Annotated in this window: 17 protein-coding genes; 3 read left to right on the top strand and 14 right to left on the bottom strand. The window is 34.7% G+C overall.

What is annotated here, in order from left to right:
- Positions 1–21: 21 nt before the first annotated feature.
- The 6 genes from B5X47_RS04725 to B5X47_RS04700 form a co-directional block, all read right to left on the bottom strand.
- Complete coding sequence (locus B5X47_RS04725; protein ID WP_079589054.1) at positions 22–1143, bottom strand: pilus assembly PilX N-terminal domain-containing protein; 1122 nt, start codon at positions 1141–1143, stop codon at positions 22–24.
- Between the two features lie 224 nt (positions 1144–1367).
- A complete protein-coding gene (locus B5X47_RS04720) occupies positions 1368–2783 on the bottom strand; it encodes an O-antigen ligase family protein (RefSeq protein ID WP_079589053.1) in 1416 nt (471 codons plus the stop codon).
- Positions 2784–2906: 123 nt separating this feature from the next.
- Complete coding sequence (locus B5X47_RS14015; protein ID WP_079589052.1) at positions 2907–3278, bottom strand: prepilin-type N-terminal cleavage/methylation domain-containing protein; 372 nt, start codon at positions 3276–3278, stop codon at positions 2907–2909.
- Positions 3279–3341: 63 nt separating this feature from the next.
- Positions 3342–4559, bottom strand: a complete 1218-nt coding sequence (locus B5X47_RS04710) for a type II secretion system F family protein (protein WP_079589051.1) — start codon at positions 4557–4559, stop codon at positions 3342–3344.
- A 13-nt stretch (positions 4560–4572) separates the two neighbouring features.
- Complete coding sequence (locus B5X47_RS04705; protein ID WP_079589050.1) at positions 4573–5631, bottom strand: type IV pilus twitching motility protein PilT; 1059 nt, start codon at positions 5629–5631, stop codon at positions 4573–4575.
- Between the two features lie 137 nt (positions 5632–5768).
- On the bottom strand, positions 5769–7448 hold the full coding sequence (locus B5X47_RS04700; protein WP_079589049.1) for a GspE/PulE family protein: 1680 nt from the start codon (positions 7446–7448) through the stop codon (positions 5769–5771).
- A 347-nt stretch (positions 7449–7795) separates the two neighbouring features.
- Between B5X47_RS04700 and B5X47_RS04695 the strand changes: the two genes are divergently transcribed.
- Complete coding sequence (locus B5X47_RS04695; RefSeq protein ID WP_079589048.1) at positions 7796–8839, top strand: FAD:protein FMN transferase; 1044 nt, start codon at positions 7796–7798, stop codon at positions 8837–8839.
- Here the strand turns inward: B5X47_RS04695 and B5X47_RS04690 are convergent.
- The 4 genes from B5X47_RS04690 to B5X47_RS04675 all read right to left on the bottom strand — a co-directional run bounded on the left by B5X47_RS04690 (position 8836) and on the right by B5X47_RS04675 (position 14448).
- A complete protein-coding gene (locus B5X47_RS04690; protein ID WP_079589047.1) occupies positions 8836–9204 on the bottom strand; it encodes a hypothetical protein in 369 nt (122 codons plus the stop codon). The genes B5X47_RS04695 and B5X47_RS04690 overlap by 4 nt on opposite strands.
- Before the next feature lie 131 nt (positions 9205–9335).
- Positions 9336–10766: a YfcC family protein gene (locus B5X47_RS04685; protein ID WP_079589046.1), complete on the bottom strand. Its 1431-nt coding sequence runs from the start codon at positions 10764–10766 to the stop codon at positions 9336–9338.
- 559 nt (positions 10767–11325) lie between these two features.
- A complete protein-coding gene (locus tag B5X47_RS04680; RefSeq protein ID WP_079589045.1) occupies positions 11326–13995 on the bottom strand; it encodes a M14 family metallopeptidase in 2670 nt (889 codons plus the stop codon).
- Positions 13996–14136: 141 nt separating this feature from the next.
- A complete protein-coding gene (locus B5X47_RS04675) occupies positions 14137–14448 on the bottom strand; it encodes a hypothetical protein (RefSeq protein WP_079589044.1) in 312 nt (103 codons plus the stop codon).
- Positions 14449–14724: 276 nt separating this feature from the next.
- Between B5X47_RS04675 and B5X47_RS04670 the strand changes: the two genes are divergently transcribed.
- Positions 14725–15342 (top strand): glycoside hydrolase family 73 protein, encoded by a 618-nt coding sequence (locus B5X47_RS04670; RefSeq protein WP_079589043.1) that lies wholly within the window; start codon positions 14725–14727, stop codon positions 15340–15342.
- A 9-nt stretch (positions 15343–15351) separates the two neighbouring features.
- On the opposite strand, the gene ptsP is transcribed toward B5X47_RS04670, so the two are convergent.
- Positions 15352–17046 carry a phosphoenolpyruvate--protein phosphotransferase gene (gene ptsP, locus B5X47_RS04665; protein WP_159446400.1) on the bottom strand — a complete coding sequence of 565 codons (1695 nt, stop codon included), beginning with the start codon at positions 17044–17046 and terminating at the stop codon, positions 15352–15354.
- 159 nt (positions 17047–17205) lie between these two features.
- On the opposite strand from ptsP, the gene B5X47_RS04660 reads away from it, so the two are divergent.
- On the top strand, positions 17206–18951 hold the full coding sequence (locus B5X47_RS04660; RefSeq protein WP_159446399.1) for a methyl-accepting chemotaxis protein: 1746 nt from the start codon (positions 17206–17208) through the stop codon (positions 18949–18951).
- Positions 18952–19160: 209 nt separating this feature from the next.
- Here B5X47_RS04660 and B5X47_RS04655 read toward each other — a convergent pair whose 3' ends face one another.
- From B5X47_RS04655 to B5X47_RS04645, 3 genes are all read right to left on the bottom strand, one after another.
- Positions 19161–21122 carry an endonuclease MutS2 gene (locus tag B5X47_RS04655; RefSeq protein ID WP_079589040.1) on the bottom strand — a complete coding sequence of 654 codons (1962 nt, stop codon included), beginning with the start codon at positions 21120–21122 and terminating at the stop codon, positions 19161–19163.
- A 416-nt stretch (positions 21123–21538) separates the two neighbouring features.
- The gene (locus tag B5X47_RS04650; protein ID WP_079589039.1) at positions 21539–23038 is read right to left on the bottom strand and encodes an alpha-amylase family glycosyl hydrolase; all 1500 of its coding nucleotides are present in this window, start codon (positions 23036–23038) and stop codon (positions 21539–21541) included.
- Positions 23031–25292: an ATP-dependent Clp protease ATP-binding subunit gene (locus B5X47_RS04645; protein ID WP_079589038.1), complete on the bottom strand. Its 2262-nt coding sequence runs from the start codon at positions 25290–25292 to the stop codon at positions 23031–23033. The genes B5X47_RS04650 and B5X47_RS04645 overlap by 8 nt, the downstream gene beginning before the upstream one ends.
- Positions 25293–25519: the final 227 nt, after the last annotated feature.

Here is a 25519-nt window from a genome sequence, read left to right as displayed (position 1 = left end):
CTATACATTATAATTATAATTTTAATCTAGCCAATTCACTGTTTTGTAGATTTGTACAGGCAAATCTCCAAGGTCGATTCCTCCGACTGATGAAGTTTCATCAGTTAATTGAAAATTTCCATTCACTGAGAATGTTTTAATAATTACTCCTCCAGAAATATTTTCTCCCCCATTAATATTGAGTGTCGCTCCAGGTCCATATATAAATCCCTCAAAAGAATTATTTCCTTGCCCAAATTGAAGCGATGCTCCATCAGCCATGAATAAGAAGAGTTTATTGGAAGACCCTGGAGAATTTACGACACTTAATGTAGCTTCTTTCTTTACATAAATATATAAAGGATTCGTTCCATTAACAATAATCTCTGATTTAGGAAAATTTAATGTTCCTACCACTAGAACAGCAGGTTTTGCTGGATTGTTCGAACCTGTATTTATTGTTAATTCAGTATTCTGTCCTGCAGATAATTCATTATATGTTCTAATTTTATTAACACTCATATTATAGCTTACATTAGAATTATTCCCATAAGATTGATTTGAAGCAGTATCTGGATCTGTAGGGAATACAGGTGGCGGATACTGTTTATTTAAATTAGAATCAGTATCTCCATTAAATCTATTCTGTCCATTACTTTGGCCTATGCTCCCATTTGACCCAGTATCTCCAGCAATATTGGCACTACCACTTAAATAGATATTTCCCATAGCAAATAATCCATATTCAAACGCTGGACCTCCAGGAACTCCCTGGATATTCACTTCTAAAGTCGCATTTTCGGATACTCCATTTACAGTTCCTGTGCCTTTTACGATAATGGAATGGCTACCTGCAGTTGGGTCTTTTATTAATTCTACATTAAAAGTACCTTTTCCGTAAGAAATCTCATCAGATTTTTTGTCAACTATTTGATTTATATCTGCCTCTGGTGTAGCATTATCTATTAGATAAGCAGCTGTTGTTTCTACTCCAGCTCTAGCAAGATAATATGCCTCGATTCTATTTTTATCTCTTATTGCCATTTTATTTTCTGCTAAACTTATTTGAAGAAGAGTAGTACCTAGTATCGTCATAATGAGCATTACAAGTAGTGTAAATACTAATGCTCCACCTTTACGTTTTTTTAGGTTAAGTTTTTTCATAACATTCCCTTCTTTCTACAAAACATAATAAAATTCAAATATAAAACAAAACTAATTACATTTATATATTTTGCATCAAATTTATTGATGCCATTGCATAATGAATTTATAAATTGATAAAAAATATATAAACATAAGCTCTAATTAAAAATTACAATAGTTTACATTATAATTTCATAAAGATATACGAAAAAAGAATGTTAATATTCTTTTAAAGTCTGTACCTACCTAAAACAGTTAATAACTAACTTAGTATTGCTAACGGCCATTCCTAAAAAAATAAAATAGTAGGGTGAAGTGTAAAACATTGTATTCCCAAAAAAAGATGAAAATAGATATGTTGCCACTACTAAATTCAAAGATATTAATTCTATATCAAAATGTTTTATATTTTTAGTAACTAGTCTAAAATGTTTGTATAATGCAGTTATATAAAAAAATAAAGCTGGAATTCCTAAGCTAGCTGCTATTTGAATAAACTCGTTATGAGGTCTATCTTGCTGTATTTTATCCATAGCATATCTATAACCAAGATTATCAGGCCCATATCCAAAAATAGGTTTTTCAAGCATATATTTTATTCCATTTTTCCAAAGAATCCATCTACCAGAACCAGCTTGCTCTGATAAATTATCATTTGTTACTATCTCTTGAACATCTCCAAAAAGCTTTAATACCTCTACTATTAGAAAACTGGAGAACATATTTATAACTAAAGATATAACTAAAAATAGTATAAAAATAAGTGACATATCTTTAAAATAATCTCTAAAATTATAGTAAATAATGACTAACTGTACAGATAAACCAACTAAAGTTGCTAAATAAGGTCCAAATGAGTTATTTTTTACTAATACAGCTACCAATAGGACATAGCATAAAAGATATTTATGCTTATTTTTTTTATTTGATTTATTTGTTAGAACCAGAAATACAGAACTTATTACAGCCATGCATAAATAATAGCCATAATGATTAATATTGTAAAAAATTGCACTATTCGTGTTGAAACTAAAAATATTATTTAAATAGTTTATATCTAGAAGTACTAATCCAGCTACAATTGTAGATGATAAAACAAATATACTAATAATTTTCTTTATACTTGATTTCGTATTTATATAGTACCCACAAGTAAAAAAACCAGCATAAGTAATATAAGTGTTTAGTCCATCGTGTCTATACGATGTCCCAGTAAAAGAAAGATTCATGTCACTAGATACAAGTGTTGAAATTATTGACCATACAAGCATAAATATTAGTAATATTTCTACTTGGTTAATTTTAATGAGATTTTTATAATTAAACTTATGGATCTTCAAATCATTATAATTTTTAATTATAACAAAAATAAAAATTATAAATGCAATATATCCTAATTGTTGCAAAAATACATACCATATAATATCAATTTCTACTCGTTTCATAAAAGAGCTTAAATTTTTAAATTTATTACTTAATAAAGAGCTATTTATAATTATCCATATTGGCGAAATAACCCATGCTAATAATATACACAATGAAATTTTGGTAAAAAAAGATGATGATAAATATTCTGTAAAATCTCCTAATGATTTCAAGCTTTTTAAATCTTGTCTAACTCTAACTATTTTATAAAAAAACTCTTTATATACTCGCATTTTTCACCTTATTACTATTTTAGTAAAATTACCTATTAATGATTATTTCTAAGAGGCATTATAAAATTATCACCTCTTAGAAACATCACAAATATTGTCCTATTTTTAATTAGATGTAGTCCATTAAGACCCAGTAATTCCAGTAATTTCACTATTTACAACTGTAGCAGTTCTGCCACCTATTGTATAAGTAAAAGAAACTCCTCCATTAGCGGCTATTGTTACTGTGCCTAATGTGCCATCCAAATTACCTGTTAGCGCTTCGATTTGAGTTTCAGTCGGTGTACTAGCAACATTATTATCTGCATAAATGGTAGATGCAGCTGTTATTATAGTTCTTGCATCTGCTTCAGCCTTAGACGCATTAGCTCTGCCAGTGAATCCACTTAGCCTTGGTATTGCTATCGCTGCCAAAATACCAATAATAACGATTACAACAACAAGTTCAACAAGTGTAAATCCTTTTTTCTTTTTGTTTCTCATTTTTTCCATCATGTAAATCTTCCTCCTTTAAAATATAAGTATAATATTGCAATATATTCTAACGCTACTTCCTATTTACTGCACTGTAGATGATAAATCAAATATAGGCAGCATCATGGAAATAACGATAAAACCAACTATTCCTCCCATAACTATGATTAGGGCTGGTTCTAATAAAGCTAACATTCTTTGAATCGAAGCATCTAGTTCTTCATCATAGTAATCCGCAGTTTTTGAAAGCATATCTTCTAGGGAACCTGATTCTTCTCCTATTCCTACCATGGATATAACCATAGGTGGGAAGAAGTGCATGGTCTTTAGAAGATAGCTGATACTTAGACCTTTTTTTACATCTTCTACTACTTTTTTCATACCATCTATTACTATCTGGTTATTTGTTACATTTGCCGCAGCTTCCATAGCTGGTACTATCGGAATCCCACTAGCCATAAGAGTTGATAATGTCCTAGTAAATCTAGATGTTGCTATCTTAGTAACTGAGGATCCTACTACAGGAATTCTAAGCTTGAGATTATCAAACTGTCTTTTTCCTGTTTCTGTTTTTCCATATCTATTTATAGAAAATATTATGGTTCCTATGACTGCTATAAATATATACCAATAGTTCTTTATAGCATCACTGATGCCCATAAGTATCCTAGTAGGAAGCGGTAGCTCTACCCCTGAGGATGTAAACATCCCTGTAAATGTCGGCATGATGAAAGTAAGTAGAAATATTACTACTGCTACAGCTGCCACGCTCAGCACAGCTGGGTATACCATAGCACCTTTTATCTTTGAGTTTATTTTGTTTTCTTTTTCATAGTGCTCTGACATTTTTGCAAGCACGTTATCTAGATTACCTGTCATCTCTCCTGCTTCCACCATAGTTATGAGAAGATTCGGAAAGATTTTTTTGTGCTTTTTCATAGCCTGAGATAGTACTGCTCCTGTTTGTACCTGAGAGTAGACATCTTTGGTCGTAAGTCTTAGAACTTTATTTTCAGTCTGGTCTGCAAGTACATCAAGTGCATTTGAAAGTGGCATACCTGCGTTTAGCATAGTGTAGAGCTGTTTACAAAACACAGAGATATCCTTGATTTTCACTTTCTTTTGGAATAGCCCTATATCACCTACGTCTTTTGACTTTTGCTCCTGAAGTTCTATTTTTACAGGTGTATAGCCTTTTTCTCTAAGCATAGACAATACTTCATCTTTGGTATTTGCATGAAATTCTGCCTCTATAGGTCGTCCTGTGTTATCTATGGCTTTGTATTTATAGACAGCAACCAATATACTTCCCCCCTTAGTAGTAGCCTACCTGCTTGTTTATCATATCTATATCAACTGCGTATTTTCTAAGGTTTTCATTGTCTATTACACCATCTCTATATAGCTTGATAAGGGCTGCGTCCATGGTGTTCATTCCAAATTTCGAACCAGTTTCTAGAGATGTCATAAGCTGATGGGTTTTACCCTCTCTGATTAAGTTTCTAACAGCTGGCGTAGCTATGAGTAGTTCAAATGCCGCTACCCTTCCATGTCCGTCTGCTCTAGGAATAATCTGCTGAGATATGATTCCTTCTAATACTGATGCTAGCTGAGTACGTATCTGCTGTTGCTGATATGGTGGAAATACGTCGATGATACGGTCAGTGGTTTTTGTTGCTCCTACTGTATGTAGAGTCGATAATACCAAGTGACCTGTTTCTGCAGCAGTTATAGCTGTAGATATGGTCTCTAGGTCTCTCATCTCACCTACTAGGATTACATCTGGGTCTTGTCTTAGAGCTGCTCTTAGTGCATTTGAAAATGTTCTTGTATCATTTCCTATTTCTCTTTGATTTATCATGCATTTGTTATGCTTATGAAGGTACTCTATCGGATCTTCTATAGTTATTACATGAGAATTTCTATTTTGGTTCATGTGGTTTATCATAGCTGCTAATGTAGTTGATTTACCACTTCCTGTAGGTCCAGTAACTAGGATTAATCCTCTTTGCTTCATGGATAAATCCTTTAGTATAGGCGGAAGGTTAAGACCATCTATCGTAGGCACATACATAGGAACTACCCTAAGTGCTACTCCATAGCTTCCTCTTTGCTTGTATATATTTGCCCTGAATCTACCTATGCTTTGCTCTGAGAAAGAAAAGTCAATTTCCCCTTTTTCTTCTAATTCATCTCTTTGCTTGGTTTTTAGCATTTGATTGACAATTTCTAGACTGTCTTTTGGACTGCAGATTTTTTCAGAAATCTTTATTAATGCTCCATCTACTCTCATAACAGGTGGAAGCCCTACTGTAATATGGATGTCTGATGCATTCTGCTGTATAGCTTTGTCCAATAATTCTAAAATATTCACAATTTATCCCCTCTTTTTTTGTCTCTAGTAATTTTTACAACCCATTAACCTTAACTCTATATAAATATATTAACTAATACCCACCCAATATAAATCTTAACTACTATATTTGTTTATTTCTTGAATACTTTTGTATTCTATATATCGACACTATAGGTAATTTTGATTAGCTGCTCCATAGTGGTGATTCCAGAAAGCACTAGCTCTCTACAGGATTCGTTTAAGGTTTTTAGTCCCTTGCTTCTAGCTTTATCCTTTATTTCATCTACGCTCTTCTTTTCATTGATTAGATTTCTTATTTCTCTATCCATTACTAACACTTCGTGAATGGCGGTTCTTCCTGAGTATCCAGTACCCGAGCAAGCATTGCATCCTCTTCCTTTATGAAGAGTTACTTTTTCATTTATTCCTAGAAAATGGAGTTCTTCATCTGTTGCCTCATAGGATTCCTTACATTTAGTACAGATTTTTTTTACTAGTCTTTGAGCTATGATTCCCATAACTGATGAGGATACCATGTAGGTTTCTATCCCCATGTCTATCAGTCTTGATATAGAGCTAGCTGTGTCATTGGTATGCAAAGTAGAAAGTACTAGATGCCCTGTTATAGCTGCTCTAGTAGCTATTTGTGCAGTCTCCGCATCTCTTATCTCTCCTACCATTACTATATCTGGATCCTGTCTTAAGATAGATCTAAGACCTGATGCAAAGGTAAGTCCTGCTTTTATGTTGACCTGTACTTGATTTACTCCATTTAGTCTATATTCTACTGGGTCTTCCACTGTTATGATGTTTTTGTTTATTTGGTTTAGTTCCTTTAATATGGTATAAAGGGTAGTGGTTTTACCGCTTCCTGTAGGTCCTGTAAGTAATATAATTCCTTCTGGAGCTTTGATTATCTTGTCAAAAAGCTCTAGGTTATGAGCTGTAAATCCTAGCTCCTCTTTTCCAACTATGATTGCATTTCTATCTAGAAGTCTTATTACTATTTTTTCTCCATAAACTGTAGGTAGTACAGATATTCTCATATCTATTGCATGGTTTTCGATTATGGTCTCTACTCTCCCGTCCTGTGGGATACGCTTTTCCGAGATGTCCATTTTTCCCATGATTTTTATTCTAGTAACTAGAGCTGAGTGTGTAGATTTTGCTGGAGCCATTACTTCTTTTAGCTCTCCATCTACTCTGTATCTTATTCTTACGTTTTTTTCAAACGGCTCTATGTGTATGTCACTTGCTTTTGAACGCACTGCTTGACTTATAATGGTGTTTACCAGTCTAACCATAGGTGCATTTACTATGTCTTCATCCTCTACATCATCTTCTACCTCTTGGATGTTTGACTGAGATTTAAACTCCTCTACTGCTCTTTCTGCTAGTTCTGTAGAGTCGTAATATATATTTATGGCTTTTTTGATATCATTTTTAGAACTGATTACTAAATCCAGCTCAAGCCCAGTAGTTATACGGATATCATCTGTAGCTATCATATCCAGTGGATCTGACATGGCTAGCATAAGCTTTCCTCTATTCATTCCTATAGGTATGAGGTTGTGTTTTTTTGCTAGTGACTCTGTTATTATCTTTGGTGCTTTTGGGTCTATATAATATTTATTTAAATCCACATATGGAATTCCTAGCTGATATTCAAGTACTCCTAGAATCTGCTCTTCAGTAAGTATTTTTTCATCTATTAAAAGCTCTCCGAGCTTTTTGTTTTTTTGTTTTTGAAGTACTAGAGCATCCTCTAGCTGGTCAAAAGTTATTATTCCAGCCTCTATTAAAATATCTCCTAGTCTCATTTTTTTATTGGGCATATTGTCCTCCTTGCTGATTTTAAATCAGTTAATTAACAAGAATTAATTTATAGTTTTTTAGTGTTTAATTATAAAGATTTTGATAAAACTTATTAATTAGGCATAAAAAAAACCGTACTGATTTATAATTCAGCCGGTTACGCCACTACATCCCTATAGCGTAAGGCGTCCATATCTAGCTATAGTTCATCTGTTCTTGTTATGGATATAAGGCTAAAGCCCTATATTCTAGTTTTGATGTCTTTATTATATTATAAAATTGTCAAAGAATAAAGAATTAAATATAAATTTTATATTATTATTTTTTGGTATAATAATTCTATCACTTAAAAAACGAGGTAGATTCAATGAAAAAAAGATTATTTTTGTTTGTATTATTATTTGTTTTTTCTATACTAGCAACAGGATGCCAAATGAAACCCGAGCAAAAGCTCATATCTACTGGTCCTAATTTCTTTCTCAATTCTGTTCTAGATATAAAGATTTTGGATGAAGGAAAGGATATAGAGAAGATAAACGAAGAGATAACAATGAGAGTTCAGAGCCTTGAAAATGCTCTTACTTCAAAAACTTCAAGCAGTGAGGTTTCTAAAATAAATCAAAACGCTGGCATCGCTCCTGTTTCCGTATCAGATGAAACTTTTTTAGTTATATCAGAGGGTATCAAGTATAGCGTGCTATCTCATGGAAGCTTTGACATCACTGTAGGTCCACTTGCTAACCTCTGGGGTATAGGAACTGAGGCTGCAAAGGTTCCAACTGAAGATGAATTAAAAAATGCCCTTTCACTTGTTGGATATGAAAAGGTAGTTTTGGATAAAAATGCAAAAACTGTATACCTGACAGAAAAAGGTATGGCTCTTGATGTAGGCGCTATAGCAAAGGGCTATGTAACTGATGAAATAAATAGTACCTTGGCAAAATATAAGGTGAAATCTGCGATTATCAATCTAGGCGGCAATATCTATGCTAGAGGAGATAAAAACGGCAGTCCATTTAGTATAGGTATTCAGAACCCTTACTCTGAGCACGGAGATTATTTAGGTATCTACAGAGATACTGATTTTTCTATGGTTACGTCTGGAACCTATGAGAGATATTTCGAGCAGGATGGTAAAAAATATCACCATATTCTATCCACTGCTGACGGCTACCCTGTGGAGAATGAAATAGCCGCTGTTACAATAATTTCTAAAAACTCCATGATGGCAGATGCATTATCGACTTCTGTTTTTGCTTTAGGAATAGAAAAAGGCTTTGAGCTTATCGACTCTCTGCCTGATTCAGATGCTATAGTTATAACCAAGGATAAGAAAATAATTCTTTCAAAATCAATGGCTGATTCATTTGAATTAAAAAATACTGAGTTTACTATAGAGTATAGGGACTAATCTTCAACCAGAGAGCCTTCTTCTTCAAAACCATGATAATCTAGCACTGGAAGTACAAACATAAAGCCTTTGCCTGTTTCACTTTCTAAATGAAGCTCAGTTTTTATCATGGCAACTGCTTCATCTAGTACGTTCTTTGTTCTTATCACACTAAAAACTGTTTTGTTATATGGTCTGTTGCCCTCTACCATTTGCTGGATGGTTCCAAAAAATGGAATCTTAATATCTGACTCTAAGAGAAATTTTCCCATTCCCATACTGTCTACCGAGGTCGCACCTATACCCATATCAAACAGTTTTTTTAATATCGTTTCATATTTTGCTATATCATTTATCACTAGTACCATGCAATATGCACTATTCATAACGATTCCCTCCTTTAAAAAAGCAGCAAGGCTATCCCTGCTGCTTTTAATTATACACCCTTTTTATTTAGTTTGACCATACTGCGCATAGCCACATATATTTCAATTAATATCATAATAGCTTTTTATAATTACAATATTCCAAGTGCTCCTATAGCAAGTGCAACCACAGTTATAAGGAAGATTATAACCATGAATTTTCCTACAAATTTCAGCCACTTATCATACGGCACTCTTCCTATAGCAAGACCACCCATAACAACAGCACTAGTAGGAGTAATGAGGTTTACTATACCAGATGCTGACTGATAAGCTGTTATTACTACATCTCTTGCTACTCCTGCAAAGTCTCCTAAAGGAGCCATGATAGGCATAGAAAGTGTAGCAAGTCCTGAAGTCGATGGAATAAGGAATGACATAGGAATATAGAATAAATATGTCAATATAGTAAAGGCTACGCTTCCTGTGCTAGCAAGAGTTCTTTCCCCTAGATTAAGCACTGTAGCAGTCATATTCCCTGCGTTCATAACTACTGTGATACCTCTTGATAGACCAACTATAAGAGCAACTCCTAGTAAATCTCTAGAGCCATCTACAAAAGCTCCAATCAATTCCTTTTCACTTAGTCCAGCTACTAGCCCTATAATTATAGACATAATTAAGAATAATGAAGCTAGCTCAGTAAACCACCACCAAAGAGTAGGAATCGCTGTGATTCCCATATCTTCAAACGGAATAACTCCGTAAATCATAATTGCAAAAGTGAGAGCAAATAATCCAAGAATCAGTTTACGTTTTCCTGTAAGCTCTGGGAAAGAAGCTCCTTCTTGCTGAGCTCCAAAATGCTTTATATCTTCTTCTCTAGTAGCATAAGTTATAGATTTGGTTGGATCTTTTCTTACTTTTTCTGCATATCTCATAACATAAAGTATAGCCGCTATTTCTCCTACTACTAGAATTAATAATCTAAGAACTATACCCTGCCCTAGAGAAACTCCTGCAAATCCAGATGCTATACCTGTAGCAAAAGGGTTTACTGTAGAGCCTAAAACTCCAACACCTGCTCCAAGAAGTATTACAGCAACTGCAGTCACTGTATCATAACCTGCCGCTACAAACACTGGTATAAGTAGCGGATAAAAGGCTATGGTTTCCTCTGCCATACCATAGGAAGTACCACCAACTCCAAAGAGGACCATCAATATAGGAATCATGATTTTCTCTTTACCTTTTAGCTTGTTTGTAACCTGAGCAATTCCTGCATCGATAGCTCCAGTTTTCATTACTACTCCTAGGAATCCTCCTATGATTAGAATAAATAATGCAACGTCAACAGCATCCTGATAACCTTTTGCTGGAGACGTTATTATGTCAAATATACCTTGAGGCGTTCTTTCCACCTGCTGATATGTTCCTGGTACTGGTACTTCTTTGCCGTTTAGCTCTGTCATTTCGTACTGTCCAGCCGGCACTATCCATGTTAAGATGGCTACAACTACAATAATTGCAAATAAAATAGTGTAGGCTGAAGGCATAGAAAATTTCTTCTTATTTTGTTCCATACGTCTTACCTCCTTTAAAATAAAAACGATTTCACACATATAGCAATAAGACCACTCATAGGCATTTTAAATAAATTAAAAGCTCACCTCATAATAATTACCCATAACAAAACACTAACCACATCAGTAGTCATTAAAGCTACATAATAATTATACCTCTCTTAACTGGTCTATAAAACTTTTTTTGCATAAATTGATATATTTTAACTTTTGCAAATATTTCCAATTTTATGTTAATTTATATTAATTTCATATATTTCTTTGTTTTAAATTAAAGCTTAATAAATTTAATTTAAAAGCTTAATTGTAAAATACAAAAGAGACTATCTAAAAAGAAGAATATAATATGTTTAAATTTGCAATAGACAAACCAACATATTATATTAAATTTTCTTTTCGTAATAGTCTCTTTATTTTTTTACTTTTTTTATTTTAGAAAATAGCTTTTTTAAAATTTAAGCAATTTCTTTTTTAATAATTAGCTAATACCTTATTTAATCATTATATTCTATCTAATTTAACTTTAAGATAGAATTCAATTTTTCGTTTTTATGAGCTTTTACTGAAGCTCATAAACTGCATTACTAATCCATCTATACAGATATTGAGTATGAAGTCTATTTGTTAGGTTTCCAGCATATAGAACTGTTTTTTGTCCATTCACCATTCCTACTGCTGACATAACCTTGCCTTTAACCTGTTCATGTCCTGGCCACCATCCTGCTACGAAGTAATCTCCCGTATTTTTAACAGTTGATAATGCTGTAAAGCCTGCTGGTAATTTTTCTATCCATGTTCCAGAAGAGCTGTACATAGTATCATCTGAAGCATAACCTAAGCTATACATACTAGAAGCGTTATTTGTAGATTTTAGTAGACCTTCGTGATAGAAATCTGTAGTTTTAACTTCTAAGCCTGCTATCTTTCCACTTTCACCTATAGCTGCCATAGCAGAGCCACCGATAGCTACCATCGGCTTTGTTCCGATTAATTCAGGATCTAATGAGCCTGAATCTGTAACTAAAACATCAGCCTTGCTTGCATCAGTTACTACATCAAAGCCCATAGCCTCTAGAGCAAAATAAGCTGTACTCATAGCTGGTGCATATACTGTTTTTGAAGTTATTTCTTTGCCTTCAGGCATTTTATCAAGTGCTTCAAATTTAAGTGCATGCTTATCAACTAGCATCTCTAGGCAAGCTTTATCAACTGCAAAGCCTTCTTTTCCCTGTCCTAAATCTGCTCTTACAACTTTATGTCCCATTTCAATTGCATGGTTTACAGCCTTTACTGTTTCCAGTGAATTGTTGTGAATCAAGTAAAACTTAGCATCTGTAATACTGCTTGATGGAGCTTTACTAATAGTTACATCTCCTAGTTTTCCTGTAAATAAATTTGCATCTCTAACTTCCATCACATCAAAGCCTCTTTGCGCAGGGAAATTAGTTACTATTTCTGCATACATCTCAGCCCATTCTGATTCATCTACTCCAGAATAAAGCACATGATTTGCATAGCCACGTTTAGCTTGAGCCATATCTATTACTATGTCGCCTTTTTTGTAAGCTCCAGCATCTGATTTTAGCTCATGAACCTTAACTCCATTTCTTTCAAGATATGCTACCATATCAAATGCAGCTACTGCATTTTTCTGAGCATCTAATCCCATAGGAATTACATAGTAATCCGGGAAGAAGCTTTCGTTATTTCCTCTTGGACGACCTTTTATTTCGTTTTGAGCATTAACGATTGCTTTATCAGCTTCTCTTGAATCTAGTTTTTCTACTCCACGCTTATAGTATTCTAATTTATTTAGCATAAGCATGTCTTTGTTATTAATTGCATAATCTGCCGCTGCATATCCTGTATGGATAGCTGCTTTAAAGGAATCCTCATTCATTTCTGGAACTTCTATAGTATGTCCTAGAGCTCCATGATGCATAGCGTAAGTTGCTGTATAGGCTGAAGTTGCATCATCCCATCCAGTTCCATAGTCTATCATAGGGATAAGATAATCTTCGTATTTAGAGTTTTCAACTCCTGCTCTACCCATGATATGAGCAAGCTCTAGCATAGTAGAGTAAAGTAAATCTGTCTCATAGTTAGGATCATGAGGAGGTGTGCAAGGCTCAATTAAAAACTCCTGTACAAATCCGTGATAGTCTAGGAATATTAGAGGATTGTACTTAGAAATCTGCGCTGCCATAGCCTGAGTTTCCGGTTGAGTTTGGAAGCCATTATCTCTATTTAAATCCAAGTTATTAGCATTTGTACGAGTATTTGCTACTCTACCATCTGGATTTTGAGTAAAGCTAAATACAAGTATAAAATCCTCAAGTAATTTATCTACGTTTATTCTCTTATTTACTTTCTTACCATTTTCGTCAGTAGTTGCATAATCAATGAAATCTTCCTTAGCATAGTCGTTAAATAGCTTCACCACTGCATCTACTCCAGGCTGCTCGTCTGGGTGGATATTGTTCATAAAGATAACTGTTTTGTAATCAGCTTTATTTGCTTTGATATCAGCTATCATTTTTTCAGGGTTTTCAAGCATCATAGGTGTAGTTTCATTAAGATACTCATCTACAGCTTCTTTATCTTTTGCTATAATACCTAAATCCATAGGTCTTCCCTGAACAGTAGTACCATAAACTTCTAGATTTACAAATCTATCTGCTTTAGCAGAATTTTTTATATCAGCTACAGCCGCTTTCATCTGGTCATAGCTCATATAGCTTTCATAAGGAACTAGGGAAACATCGAGTTTCGCTTGCTGCTGTCCTGTTTCATTTACAGCTTTAAGCTCGTAGGTTCCTATGAACTCAGGATATTTAAGTCTGATGTTATATGGTCTTCTTTGACTTAAATCCGTAGTGTCAAATAATCTGTCAAAGCTAATAGTTGCCTTAAGTAAACCATTCTCAATAACTGGCTCTTTAGTAAATGTAATAAATGGTCCTGCTGTGAAATCACCAGTTTCCATACTCCATTTCTTCCAAGCTGACAGCTCCTTGTCTCCAAAATACCATTTTAAATCTGAAACCTTTGTATCTGCTGACATTCTTGCCTCAAAAACCACTTCCTTTGGCTCAGTCATAGAAACTACAGGTCCAGATGCCGTCTTGGTATCCTGTGCAAATGCAGGAACTGCAAGAGATACTACCATAAGTAATGCTACGATAAGTGCTACAGCTTTTCCAAGCTTACCAACCTTCTTACTCTTCATGTTCTACCTCCTTGTTATTTAAATATTGCCGTGAATATCACGGCGAGTTACCATAATTGTAACCCAAAATATTCCAATATAAAAGATATTCTGAATAATTAGTCAATCTTTTATGAATATTTTGAATTATAGAAGCGGAATTTAAGTAAGTACACCACTTAGCTTCCACATTTCCTCTTCCTTCACAAATAATATATTTGCAAAGCTCTCATGGTCAGATTTCGACTCCTGCTTCACTCTTAGCATCATTTTTTCATCGCTCGCTTCATATATATGCACAAGGCAAAGGGGTAAACTCAAATTAAGCCTATATTTTTCAAGTCTTAAATAATGGTCCATGCCTACTCTAGATTTAAAATCATGAGTCATAAGGTCATATATAGCTTTTCTATCGTCCTGTTTTAATAGGTCTTCTAAATGATGTAGTACTTTTAAGGCTTCACTGTTTTCCATAGCTTACTATTATGATTAACCTCTCGGCTAAGTCATACTCTCCTTTCTCCTTATTTTTAGATTTCTAATATAATTTGGCAAGGTTGCCTTTTATTTTTATATCCCAGTTATGATTTTCGAACCAAAAATTGTATAATTAAAGAAAGAAGTCTGCTAATTAACGTAGTGAATATTACTTATCAAGTCCAAAGACCTTGATATAATAAACAACGATGTACTAAATTATGCATTAAATATACTAGCAAATAAAAAAATAATTTATTGGAGAATAACTATATGAAAAAAAGAAAAAGAAGAAAGAAAAAACTTCCTAAAAACTTTTATCTTTTTTTAAGATTTGCATCTACAGGCTTAATCACCATATCTATAATGATGATAATTATATTTGCAGGAAGAGAAATCGCGAGCCTTCCTGAAAAAAAACGTATCCACGACGATGCGATAAGAAAAGAGAATTTTATTGAGGCTATGCTTCCCTATGCTGAGGAAAATGAGGAGAAGTACAAAATATTTCCTAGCATAACCATAGCTCAAGCAATACTAGAAAGCAATTGGGGGGAATCTACTCTTTCGAAGGACTACAGTAACTATTTTGGAATAAAAAGCATCAGAGAAACTGATCAGAGGGTTGTATTTCAAACGAACGAGTATATCGACGGAAAATTAGTTCAAATACCAGGTGCCTTTAGAGCCTATGATAATCTTGCCGCATCCATGGCTCATCATGGACTGCTAGTTGGAACTGCTGATAGGTATAAACCTGTAGTTGAATCCCTCACTTATCAAGAAGCGGCGAAAGCTCTTTATGCTTGTGGCTACTCCACAGACCCAAATTATCCCGATAAGCTCATAGAGCTTATCGAGAAGTATAAATTATATGAGTATGATAGCTAATTTACTTAGCTATCTCATGTATTTTTTGAGATGATTTTTTATTTCTCCAGCTGTTTCTAACGCCATTACCTCCTCGGATATGGTCTTTAGAAGCTTCAGTTGGAACTCTCCTACTTTTTTTCTAAGAGGCAGAATTTCTCCTGCGCTCATACTTAAGCTATTTATTCCCATAGCAAGAAATAGAGGAAGAAGAGCTTCCTCTGAGGCTGCTTCTCCACATATAGATACAGGTATATTATTTTTGCGAGCATTTTCAGCTGTTAGCTTTATCAGTCTAAGTACAGCAGGATCATAAGGGCTATATAGATTCAAAAGCTGTTCATTCATTCTGTCAACTGCTACCGTGTACTGAATCAGGTCATTTGTTCCTATACTGAAAAAATCCGTATGCTTTGCAAGTATATCTGAATTTATAGCCGCAGATGGAACTTCCACCATCATACCTACCTTTATGTTTCTCTTATATGGTATGTTCTCTTCATCTAGCTCTAGCATGCATTCTTCGAGAATATAATTTGCAGTTTGAAGCTCTTCTAACGACGAAATCATAGGATACATAATTTTCATTTCCCCATGCATACTCGCTCTTAGAAGCGCTCTTAAATGAGTTTTGAACATTTCCTTGTTCGCAAGACACAGCCTTATGCCTCTTAATCCTAAAAAAGGATTGTCCTCTTTTGGGATATCTATGTAATCTAGCTGCTTGTCAGCTCCGATATCAACCGTTCTTATTACTACCTCCTTACCTTTCATGAGCTTTAAAACCGATTTGTAAATTTCATACTGGTAGTTTTCACTAGGAAGCTCTGATTGGTTTAGATAAATAAACTCTGTCCTAAAAAGCCCTATCCCTTCAGCTTTATTTTCAGCCGCATATTTTGCATCCTCTATGCTTCCTATGTTTGCATATAGACCTATGTGGTGGCTATCTTTTGTTGCCGTGACATCAGGTAGCATCCTAAGCAGCTCTCTTTGAAGCCTCATAGCTTCCATCTGCTTTTCAAAGTCAGTTATCAGGGCTTCATTTGGATTTACATAAACCATGCCCTTTGCTCCGTCTATCGCTAGCATATCATCGGTTTTTAGCTGAGTAACCACATCCTTAAGCCCTATTATCATAGGCTTTTGCATGCTTCTAGCTATTATAGAGCTATGCGAATTCACTCCACCCTTGCTAGAAATAAAACCAACTACTTTTGTCTGATCGAGCTGGGTCATATACGATGGCAATATTTCATCAGCCACTATGATACAGTCGTGGTCTAGCTCAATTGCATCCATTCTAGTTCGCCTAGTCATAGTAAGCAGAACTCTAGTTTTTATATCCTTTATATCCACAGCTCTTTGGCTCATGTACTCATCTGGCATCTGCTCAAACATAGCTATATACACATCCAAAATCTTATCTATAGCTGATTCTGCATTTACAGAGTTTTCTTTAATATAATTATCTATTTCCTTCAAAAGCTCTGGGTCTTCTAGCATCATAAGCTGAGTGTTTATTATGTTTTTCTCTTCTTCGTTTGTAAGTGTGCTTATAAACTCTTCTATTTCCAGCTTGGCTTTATGAAAAGCCAAGGTCACTCTTTGCGATTCAGATTTTATATCTTCTACCTCGTAGGTTTTTACTGATATTTCTTGATTGGATATAACCAGTGCTCTTGCTATAGCAAGCCCTCTAGAGACTCCAGTTCCTTTGTACATATCCATCCTCCAATCAGAGCATTAATGTTAAGCTTATGTTACTAATGATAAAATAAAAAATATAGTATTGTAAATACATATATTCACTAATATAATGGAATTTGTGATATTTTTTTTACTTAACAATATATAAAAATAAAAAGTAAATGGGGGATGATTTTGAAAAGTATAAAAAATAGAATAATAGCAATAATGCTAGGGTTAGTAATTGTTTCTTTAGTATCAGCTCTTACGCTGAGCCTGCTAAGTAGCTTCAAGGTGACCGAAGACATAATAAATTCTCAGTTTGAAGAAAAGCTTCTTGCTGCAGACACTATGCTCGAGATATATCTCAAGGAGCAATTTGGAGAATTAAAGACAAGTTCAAATGGAAATCTCGTAGACAGTAGTGGACTTCCTATAGCTGGAAAATACGATTATATAGATGAATTGTCCGATGGCATGAGCATAGTTGCTACAGTGTTCGAAAAGCAAGGAAATGAATATGTAAGAGTTTTGACCACTGTTAAAGATGAGGCTGGAAAGCGCGCTGTAGGAACTACCCTAGATTCAAATGGCAAAGCGTATGAAGCCATTTCAAAGGGCGAATCTTACTTTGGAGAAGCTGATATTCTAGGTGTTCAGTATATGACCCATTATTCACCTATTTTAGGCGAAAATAAAGAAGTAATAGGCATATATTTTACTGGAAAAACAATAGCTGATGTTGAAAAAATTGCACAAGACGGCAAAATGGATACAATAAAATCTGTAGCTATGATAGTCGCACTTATTCTGCTTATAATAGCTGCTCTTAGCTACTACATAGGTAATTCTATTTCAAAGCCTATAATAGCTTTGACTACGGCTCTTGACACTCAGGCTGAGCTAGATTTTAGGTCAAATGAAAATAATCAGCTTAATAAATTTACAGCTAGAAGAGACGAGCTAGGAAAAATGTGTAAAGCTCTCCTAGTAATGCAAGAAAATGTGGCTGAATTCATCAGAAAAACCTCTGAATCTGCCCAAAGCGTAGCTTCAGCTTCCGATGATATGACTGCAAAAACTCAGCAAGCTGCCACAACCTCTGAGGAAATAGCAAATACTATAGAGCAAATAGCTAGAGGAGCTAGCGACCAAGCTAAAGATACAGAAATAACTGCTCAAAATATCGACGATTTAGGAAACCTTTTAGATGAAGATAGTCGTAAGCTTATGCAGCTTAACGATGCAGCAAAAAGTATAGAAGCTCAAAAAGAAGAAGGCTTTGTAATAATCCATGAGCTAATAGACAAGACCATGCAAAACAATGAAGCTACTGAAACAGTTTATAGCATCATAATGAGCAATAATGAAAGTGCCCAGAAAATCCAAGAAGCAAGCGAAATGATTCAAAGCATAGCTGACCAAACCAATCTTCTAGCTCTAAACGCAGCTATAGAGGCTGCTAGAGCTGGAGAGGCAGGACGAGGCTTTGCCGTGGTAGCTGATGAAATACGAAAGCTCGCTGAGCAATCAAATTCCTTCACAAATGATATCAAGCTCGTAATAGAAGAGCTACGTTCTAAATCTCAAGCTGCTGTTACTACTATGCAGGGAGTAAGGGTAATGTTTGATGAGCAGTCTAAAAGCGTAAATCAAACTGGTGATAAGTTCGAAATGATAGCAAAAGCTATAGACTCCATAAAGCTTATAATAGATAGCTTAAATGAATCATCAATGCAAATGACTGATAACAAAAACTCTATTATAGATTTGGTCTCTAATCTTTCTGCTATTTCCGAAGAAAATGCAGCTGGCACTCAGGAGGTCGCAGCCTCTACTCAGCAACAAGCCGCAACTATAGCAGAGCTAGCAAATGCTGGCGATAGCTTGGCAAGCGTTGCGGAAGAGCTAAGAGCTTTAGTTTACAAATTCAAAGTATAAATCATGGCAAGTTTAAAATAAATAAATCCCTGTCAGAAATAATGTTTTTTTATAAATAGCTTTTAAAATTTAGAAATCCTAGATTACTCAATGCTTACATCAATGTATGCATTTTAAGTAATCTAGGATTTTTTAGTATTAATGCTTATTGTTTAATATAGTTTTTTTAATAACGTTTCTTTAATATCCTTTCTTTAATCTCTTATTATTTACCTATTCTTTAATCTAATGTCCTTTTGGATTTTCTTGAGAGCTTTTTTCGAGCCCCTTTTTATGTCATGCTCTAGCTTTCTAGCAGAATAATCAGTAAAAAGAGTGTCTAAGTCATAGTCATTTGGATAAAGGTTTTGGGCTTTTTCCATAAGTGAAAGTCTTTTTCTTAAGACTTTTTTATAATTATTTGAAAGGTAGACAGTGACATTGTCGTTTTTATCTGCCTCTTCATAAACTAGCCCTATCTCGTCTGTATCTAGAAGTCTTACTCTATCACCCTTTGAGTAGTCTACTTTTCTTTCTTTTATGCTACTTAGTCTTTCTTCTTTTAGGATCTGCTTTTCAAGCTGTCTTTGTTTGTTTTTTTCAAATTCACTCTGCAGTTTTTCCTTGTCTTTTTCAGTAATATAGGATGCCGCTTTATTTTTTTCATTTGTCATAAGGTAGCGCTTTGCGTTATTAATTACTCCAGATGGAAATGCAAATTTTTCCACTATCCAAAAGGCATTGCTCTCTCCACTTTCACCCATAATAAGCTCATACAAGGGTGACAGAGTTTCTTTATCAAATAGTACAGATGCATTTCTAAACAGAGGATGCCTCACAGCAAATTCCTTTATTTCTCCATAGTGAGTAGTTGCTATGGTAAGGCTTCCTTTTCTGCTGAGCTCTTCAAGTATAGCCGCCGCTATAGCCGCTCCCTCTGCCGGATCTGTTCCTGTTCCTATTTCATCTATTAGAACCAAGGTGTTGTTTGATGATTTTTTGAGTATGATTCCGAGATTTTGCATATGGGATGAAAAAGTACTAAGGGCATTTTCTATGCTTTGATTGTCTCCTATGTCTACTAGCACATCATCTAAAACTGGTATCTGACTACTCTCATCTGCTGGTATAAATAATCCGCACTGAGTCATGAGGATAAGAAGGCCAACTGTTTTTAGCGTCACTGTCTTTCCTCCTGCGTTTGGTCCTGTTATCACTAGGGTATTAAAATCAGGTCCTACCTCTATATTAAGCGGCACCACTCTTCCCTCTAGCAGAGGATGTCTTCCATTTACTATTTTTATATGCCTTTTTAGATTTATTTCAGGCATTGCTGCATTTATGCTGATTGCATATCTCGCCTTTGCAAATATTAAATCATAAGTCGCCATAAGCTCCATGTTTTGCTTGATACTGCTTATATTTTCATATATAAGTCCAGTGAGCCCTGCTAGTATCTGATACTGCTCTGCCAATTCTTCGGCTTCCAGCATCTGCATCTCTCCTGAGAGCTTTGCTATTGCTTTTGGCTCTATAAACACTGTAGAGCCTGTAGATGAGGTCTCAATTATGCTCCCCTCTACATGATTTTTATATGCTGATTTTATAGGTATGGTGTAATGACCATTTTTTTCGCTTATAAAAAACTCCTGAATAAGAGATTTGTTTGAGTTAGATGATAAAAATGCCTGAAGGGTCTTTTCAATCTTCTCTTTTTGATTTTCCTTTAGCCTTCTTATTCTTCCTAGGTTTTTGGACGCTTGAGAGAGAACTATTGCTCCGCTTACACTGTAGGAAATCTCCTCTTCTATATCCTTATAGCTTTTCATAGAAAGTATATACTCAGATATGAGGGGTATCAGCTCTTTATGCTTATTCATAAATTGCTCTAGGTTTCTGCAGGCTCTTAGAAAATCATTGATGGCAGTTAGCTCACTAGCCTCTAATATCATGCCTTTTTCAGTTTTTTCAAGTAGCATGGATATATTGCTGAGCCCTCCAAGAGGTGGTATCATTCCAGCTTTTAGAAGCCTCACTGCTTCTTTTGTTTCTTTGAGTCTAGTTTCTACTGCTTTTATATTTACAGCAGGATATAGGTTATCTACTAGCTGCTTACCTAATGAGCTTTGGCAAAATTCACTTAGTCGTTCTTTTATTTTATTAAATTCTAATGTTTGTATCGCTTTATTCATGTTAATCTCCTCAAAAATAAAATTATGGGTTATTTCAAAAACAAAAAAACTGCAGACTAAATAGCTGCAGTTAATAACCATCTAAAAGTAAAGGCAATGTAGCCTTTTGCTTTACAAGGTTCATACAGTTAGTATCGTCTTTTATCAGTGAAATCCAAGCAAGTCAAATAGACATATAGCAAATGCTCATATGACCTCGTACCTGTTAGATTTTATTTAATTCACTATAAAAGAACAATCACACTCATAAAACACCTCATAATTTTATCCTGAGTATCTATAGTAACTCTAGTTTTATCTGAAAATATTATATACCAATTTTCCAATTTATTCAAGAACCTGATTTTTCTTATTGCGAATGCAATAAGATCCCAGCAATTTATAAGCAGTCTTTATCCCTCTAATTAGCTTAGTACCTACTTCAATGAAATTACCAATGTAGAATATCCACTGAGCTGAACCTTGCTGAGATTTTTGTCCATGACATCATGATTTGATGTGGAATGAATTATATTCTTTTCATCATAGGATTTAAGCTCTCTTATATAGGCTGACTGAGTATCATCAGAAAGATTATGTATCACTAAAAGATTCTCTTTTTCTTTTGAATCGTATCTGATATACGAAAGTACATGTACATTGTCATCTGAGGTTTCAATTAGACTTCCTGTTTTTAATGCAGGATGAAGCTGTCTTAGCCTTATCAAATCAGTGTAGTGATTGTATATAGTAGAGTCTGGGTTTTGGATTTTTTCATCATTCATTCCTAGCTCATCGCCATAGTAGATAAATGGATTTCCAGGTAGCGTCATCATTATGCTAGCTGCCAGCTTAGATTTTTTAGCATGATTTCCTACCTTGCTCATTATAGTTCCTGATTCATCAGATAAGTAAATTCCGTCTATAGGATTTTTGCCATATTTTTTATATGACGAGCTTATATTATCCATCTGCTTTGCAAACATACCATTATCTGCTGACATATCCTTGCCAGATTTAATCATGTATGGAATAGCTCTTTCACCTGCGAAGACATTCATAACTGTGTTAAATTCTTTGAAATATGGCGCTATAACTGCAGCTCTATCATTTACATCAGCTATTAAATAAACATCTGGGTCTACTTCTTTACAAGCTAATCTAAAGGACTGCCACCAGTCCAAATTTTTCTCCAGTCTAGAATCTTCATTAGGCTCTTCATAATAGGTATAGATGTTGTTGGCATTTTTCAGCTTAAGTCCATTTAGTCCAGTTTCAAGGTAAAATATAGCTATTTCCTTGATATCATTTCTAAGTTCAGCACTTTCATAATTTAAATCAGCTGTCATATAATCTTTGTAGCTAAAGTACTTTAAGCCGTTTAATCTGTGCCATAGAGACTCTTCATTGACAAGCCTTGACTCAGTTCTAGGCTGATAATCTAAGCCTTTTAGATTGTAATAGCTTCTAAATGGGCTTTTTGCGCTTGATAAAGCCTGCCTAAACCACTCATGATCTATGCTAGTATGGTTAAACTCCATTTCCATGATGACCTTCATACCACGCTTATTCGCCTCTGAAATAAGCTCTTCTAGATCGATTAGGTTCCCATATTCAGGGTCGATTTTATAATAATCTAAAGGCTCGCTTTTATTTGGACCTTTTGCTAGGTATACTGGGCTAATTACTATTCCATTTACACCAAGGTCCGTACTGGTATTTGGATTGGAATCATTTAGGCTGTCTAGGTTTCTGATTATTCCTTGGATATCTCCTACTCCATCTCCATTTGAATCAATGTAATCTCCTACAGGTATGTAGTAGTACACGCCCTCTTTACTAAGAAGCTTTTCAGGGCGCGTATATCCAAATATTCCAACAAGTACAGCAAGAGCTACCATTCCTATGCTAATAAAACGAGCTTTTTTTTCATTCATGGCTTTTTACTATACTTACCTGTGCATTTAGCATGATTGCTGATATTGAGTCTTTATCCAGAATCTCTTTACGCAAGTATAGCTCCGATATTTCATCTTCAATATATCTTTGTATCACTCGTCTTAGAGGTCTTGCTCCATATTTGTCATCATAGCCTTTTTCTAGTAAGAATTCTTTTACTTCATCGCTCACATGAAGACTGATTCCTTTTTCTGCTAGCTCAGTTTGAACTTCCTTTATCATAAGGTCTACTATTTCTCTTAGCTGAGGCTTTGAAAGTCTAGTAAACACAACTATATCGTCTACACGATTTAAAAATTCAGGTCTGAAGACTTCCTTAAGGGCATCCTTGATATGCTCGCTCTCTTCTAGAGTGTTTGCATTTCCAAAGCCCATGCTCTTACTTTTATATGAAGTTCCAGCATTTGAGGTCATAACTATAATGGTATTTTCAAAGAATACTGTTCTGCCTTGTGCATCAGTAAGTCTTCCATCCTCTAAAATCTGAAGCAGCATGTTAAATACATCTGCATGAGCTTTTTCTATCTCATCAAATAAAATTACAGAGTAAGGTCTTCTTCTTACTTTTTCTGTCAGCTGTCCACCCTCATCATAGCCTACATATCCAGGAGGTGAGCCTATGAGCTTTGATACTGTATGTCTTTCCATATACTCACTCATATCGATTCTTATCATATCATCTTCGCTTCCAAACATCTCTTTTGCTAAAGCTCTTACTACCTCTGTCTTTCCTACTCCTGTAGGGCCTACAAATATAAAGGATGCTGGCTTTCTTCTTTTTCTAAAGCCAGAACGATTTCTTCTTACTGTTCTTGAGATGCTAGATATAGCTTCATCTTGACCTATTACTCTTTGGTGAAGTCTTTGCTCTAGATTCAGAAGCTTTATAGCCTCTTCCTCGGTTATGGATTTAAGAGGAATCTTAGTCCATGCTTCTATGATATGAGCTACATCTTCTATCGTAAGAGGTGTCTTTGAACTCTTTTCAAGCAGTTCAATTTTTTGAGTAAGACGAATTTCTTCAGCCTTGTAATAAGCTGCTCCTTCAAAATCACCTTTTTCTGAAGCTTGATCTTTTAGGTAGGTGCTTTGCATCAGCTGAGTTTTGTAATCCTCGATGCTAGTTAGCACTTCATTTACAAGATTGGCTCTAGAGCCTGCCTCATCTATTACATCTATGGCTTTATCAGGCAAAAATCTATCTGTGATATATCTATTAGACATCTTTACAGCCGCTTCTATTACTTCATCAGAAATACTCACTTGATGATAATCCTCGTAGTAGACTTTTATTCCTTTTAGTATTTCTATGCTTTCTTCTTCACTAGGTTCATCTACGATTACAGGTTGAAAGCGTCTTTCAAGCGCAGAGTCCTTTTCGATATGCTTTCTATACTCTGATAAAGTAGTTGCTCCGATGATTTGGACATCTCCTCTTGCAAGAGCTGGCTTTAGGATATTGGCAGCATTCATAGTTCCACCATGAACCTCTCCTGCACCCATGATATTGTGAAGCTCATCTATTACTAAAATGATATTGCCGTAGCTTTGAGCTTCAGTGATTATAGACTTCATTCTTCCCTCGAACTGGCCTCTAAACTGAGTTCCAGCAACAACAGCAGTCATATCCAGCAGATATACCTCTGCGTTTAGTAGCTTTGATGGCACTTGCTTTTCAGCTATCCTAACAGCTAGTCCTTCTGCAATAGCAGTTTTTCCTACTCCTGGCTCTCCTACTAGTACTGGATTGTTTTTTGCTCTTCTATTTAATATCTGTATTACCCTTTGAATTTCTTTATCTCTTCCTATAACCTTATCTATTTGATTTTTTGAAGCTTTGTCAGTAAGGTTAGTTCCAAAGGTATCTAGGTATTTCTTTTTCTTCTTCTTTTTCTTAGACGGCTCTTTATCTTCTACTTCATCTTGATGAGCCTCAGCTTCTTCATTTTCTTCTATTTGAACCTCGTCTTCCTTATCAGCATCCTTAAAATTTGATAAAAAATCCATCTCGCTATCCTCATCAAACATACTCATAGAATCATTCATCTGGTCAGTGATTGCAGATAGCTCTTCCTCTGACATACCTGTCTGCTTTATAAGATCATCTATCCCTGGGATATTCATCTTCTTAGCACAGTTAAGGCATAGCCCTTTCATTTCTGGTTTACCATTTTCATATGTCGAAGCAAAAAGCATAGCTATATTCTTCTTACATACTGAACATTTTTTCATCAAGTTTCATCTCCATTGTTTCATATCAATTTATAAATTTTTAACTGAATATATTTTATACCCATAAATTCCTCATTCAACTCTAGATTATACCATTTTTGGATATTTTTTAAAATTTTTTTAAAAACCTATTGCTATTTTTTTAACCAGTGATATAATAAATTCAAATTGTAATCAATACTGTTTTAGTATACTTTTTAATTTTAAAATATAATCATTTTTAACTT

The organism is Acetoanaerobium noterae, assembly GCF_900168025.1.
GTDB lineage: Bacteria > Bacillota > Clostridia > Peptostreptococcales > Filifactoraceae > Acetoanaerobium > Acetoanaerobium noterae.
This window is presented reverse-complemented; position numbering and strand designations above follow the sequence as displayed.

What these genes read in the sequence shown, in the direction of transcription:
- B5X47_RS04650 (WP_079589039.1), bottom strand. Translation starts at nt 23,038, where the DNA reads ATGAATGAAAAAAAAGCTCGTTTTATTAGCATAGGAATGGTAGCTCTT.
- B5X47_RS04655 (WP_079589040.1), bottom strand. Translation starts at nt 21,122, where the DNA reads ATGAATAAAGCGATACAAACATTAGAATTTAATAAAATAAAAGAACGA.
- B5X47_RS04675 (WP_079589044.1), bottom strand. Translation starts at nt 14,448, where the DNA reads ATGGAAAACAGTGAAGCCTTAAAAGTACTACATCATTTAGAAGACCTA.
- B5X47_RS04690 (WP_079589047.1), bottom strand. Translation starts at nt 9,204, where the DNA reads ATGAATAGTGCATATTGCATGGTACTAGTGATAAATGATATAGCAAAA.
- B5X47_RS04680 (WP_079589045.1), bottom strand. Translation starts at nt 13,995, where the DNA reads ATGAAGAGTAAGAAGGTTGGTAAGCTTGGAAAAGCTGTAGCACTTATC.
- B5X47_RS14015 (WP_079589052.1), bottom strand. Translation starts at nt 3,278, where the DNA reads ATGATGGAAAAAATGAGAAACAAAAAGAAAAAAGGATTTACACTTGTT.
- B5X47_RS04670 (WP_079589043.1), top strand. Translation starts at nt 14,725, where the DNA reads ATGAAAAAAAGAAAAAGAAGAAAGAAAAAACTTCCTAAAAACTTTTAT.
- B5X47_RS04700 (WP_079589049.1), bottom strand. Translation starts at nt 7,448, where the DNA reads ATGCCCAATAAAAAAATGAGACTAGGAGATATTTTAATAGAGGCTGGA.
- B5X47_RS04720 (WP_079589053.1), bottom strand. Translation starts at nt 2,783, where the DNA reads ATGCGAGTATATAAAGAGTTTTTTTATAAAATAGTTAGAGTTAGACAA.
- B5X47_RS04695 (WP_079589048.1), top strand. Translation starts at nt 7,796, where the DNA reads ATGAAAAAAAGATTATTTTTGTTTGTATTATTATTTGTTTTTTCTATA.
- B5X47_RS04685 (WP_079589046.1), bottom strand. Translation starts at nt 10,766, where the DNA reads ATGGAACAAAATAAGAAGAAATTTTCTATGCCTTCAGCCTACACTATT.
- ptsP (WP_159446400.1), bottom strand. Translation starts at nt 17,046, where the DNA reads ATGTACAAAGGAACTGGAGTCTCTAGAGGGCTTGCTATAGCAAGAGCA.
- B5X47_RS04725 (WP_079589054.1), bottom strand. Translation starts at nt 1,143, where the DNA reads ATGAAAAAACTTAACCTAAAAAAACGTAAAGGTGGAGCATTAGTATTT.
- B5X47_RS04645 (WP_079589038.1), bottom strand. Translation starts at nt 25,292, where the DNA reads ATGAAAAAATGTTCAGTATGTAAGAAGAATATAGCTATGCTTTTTGCT.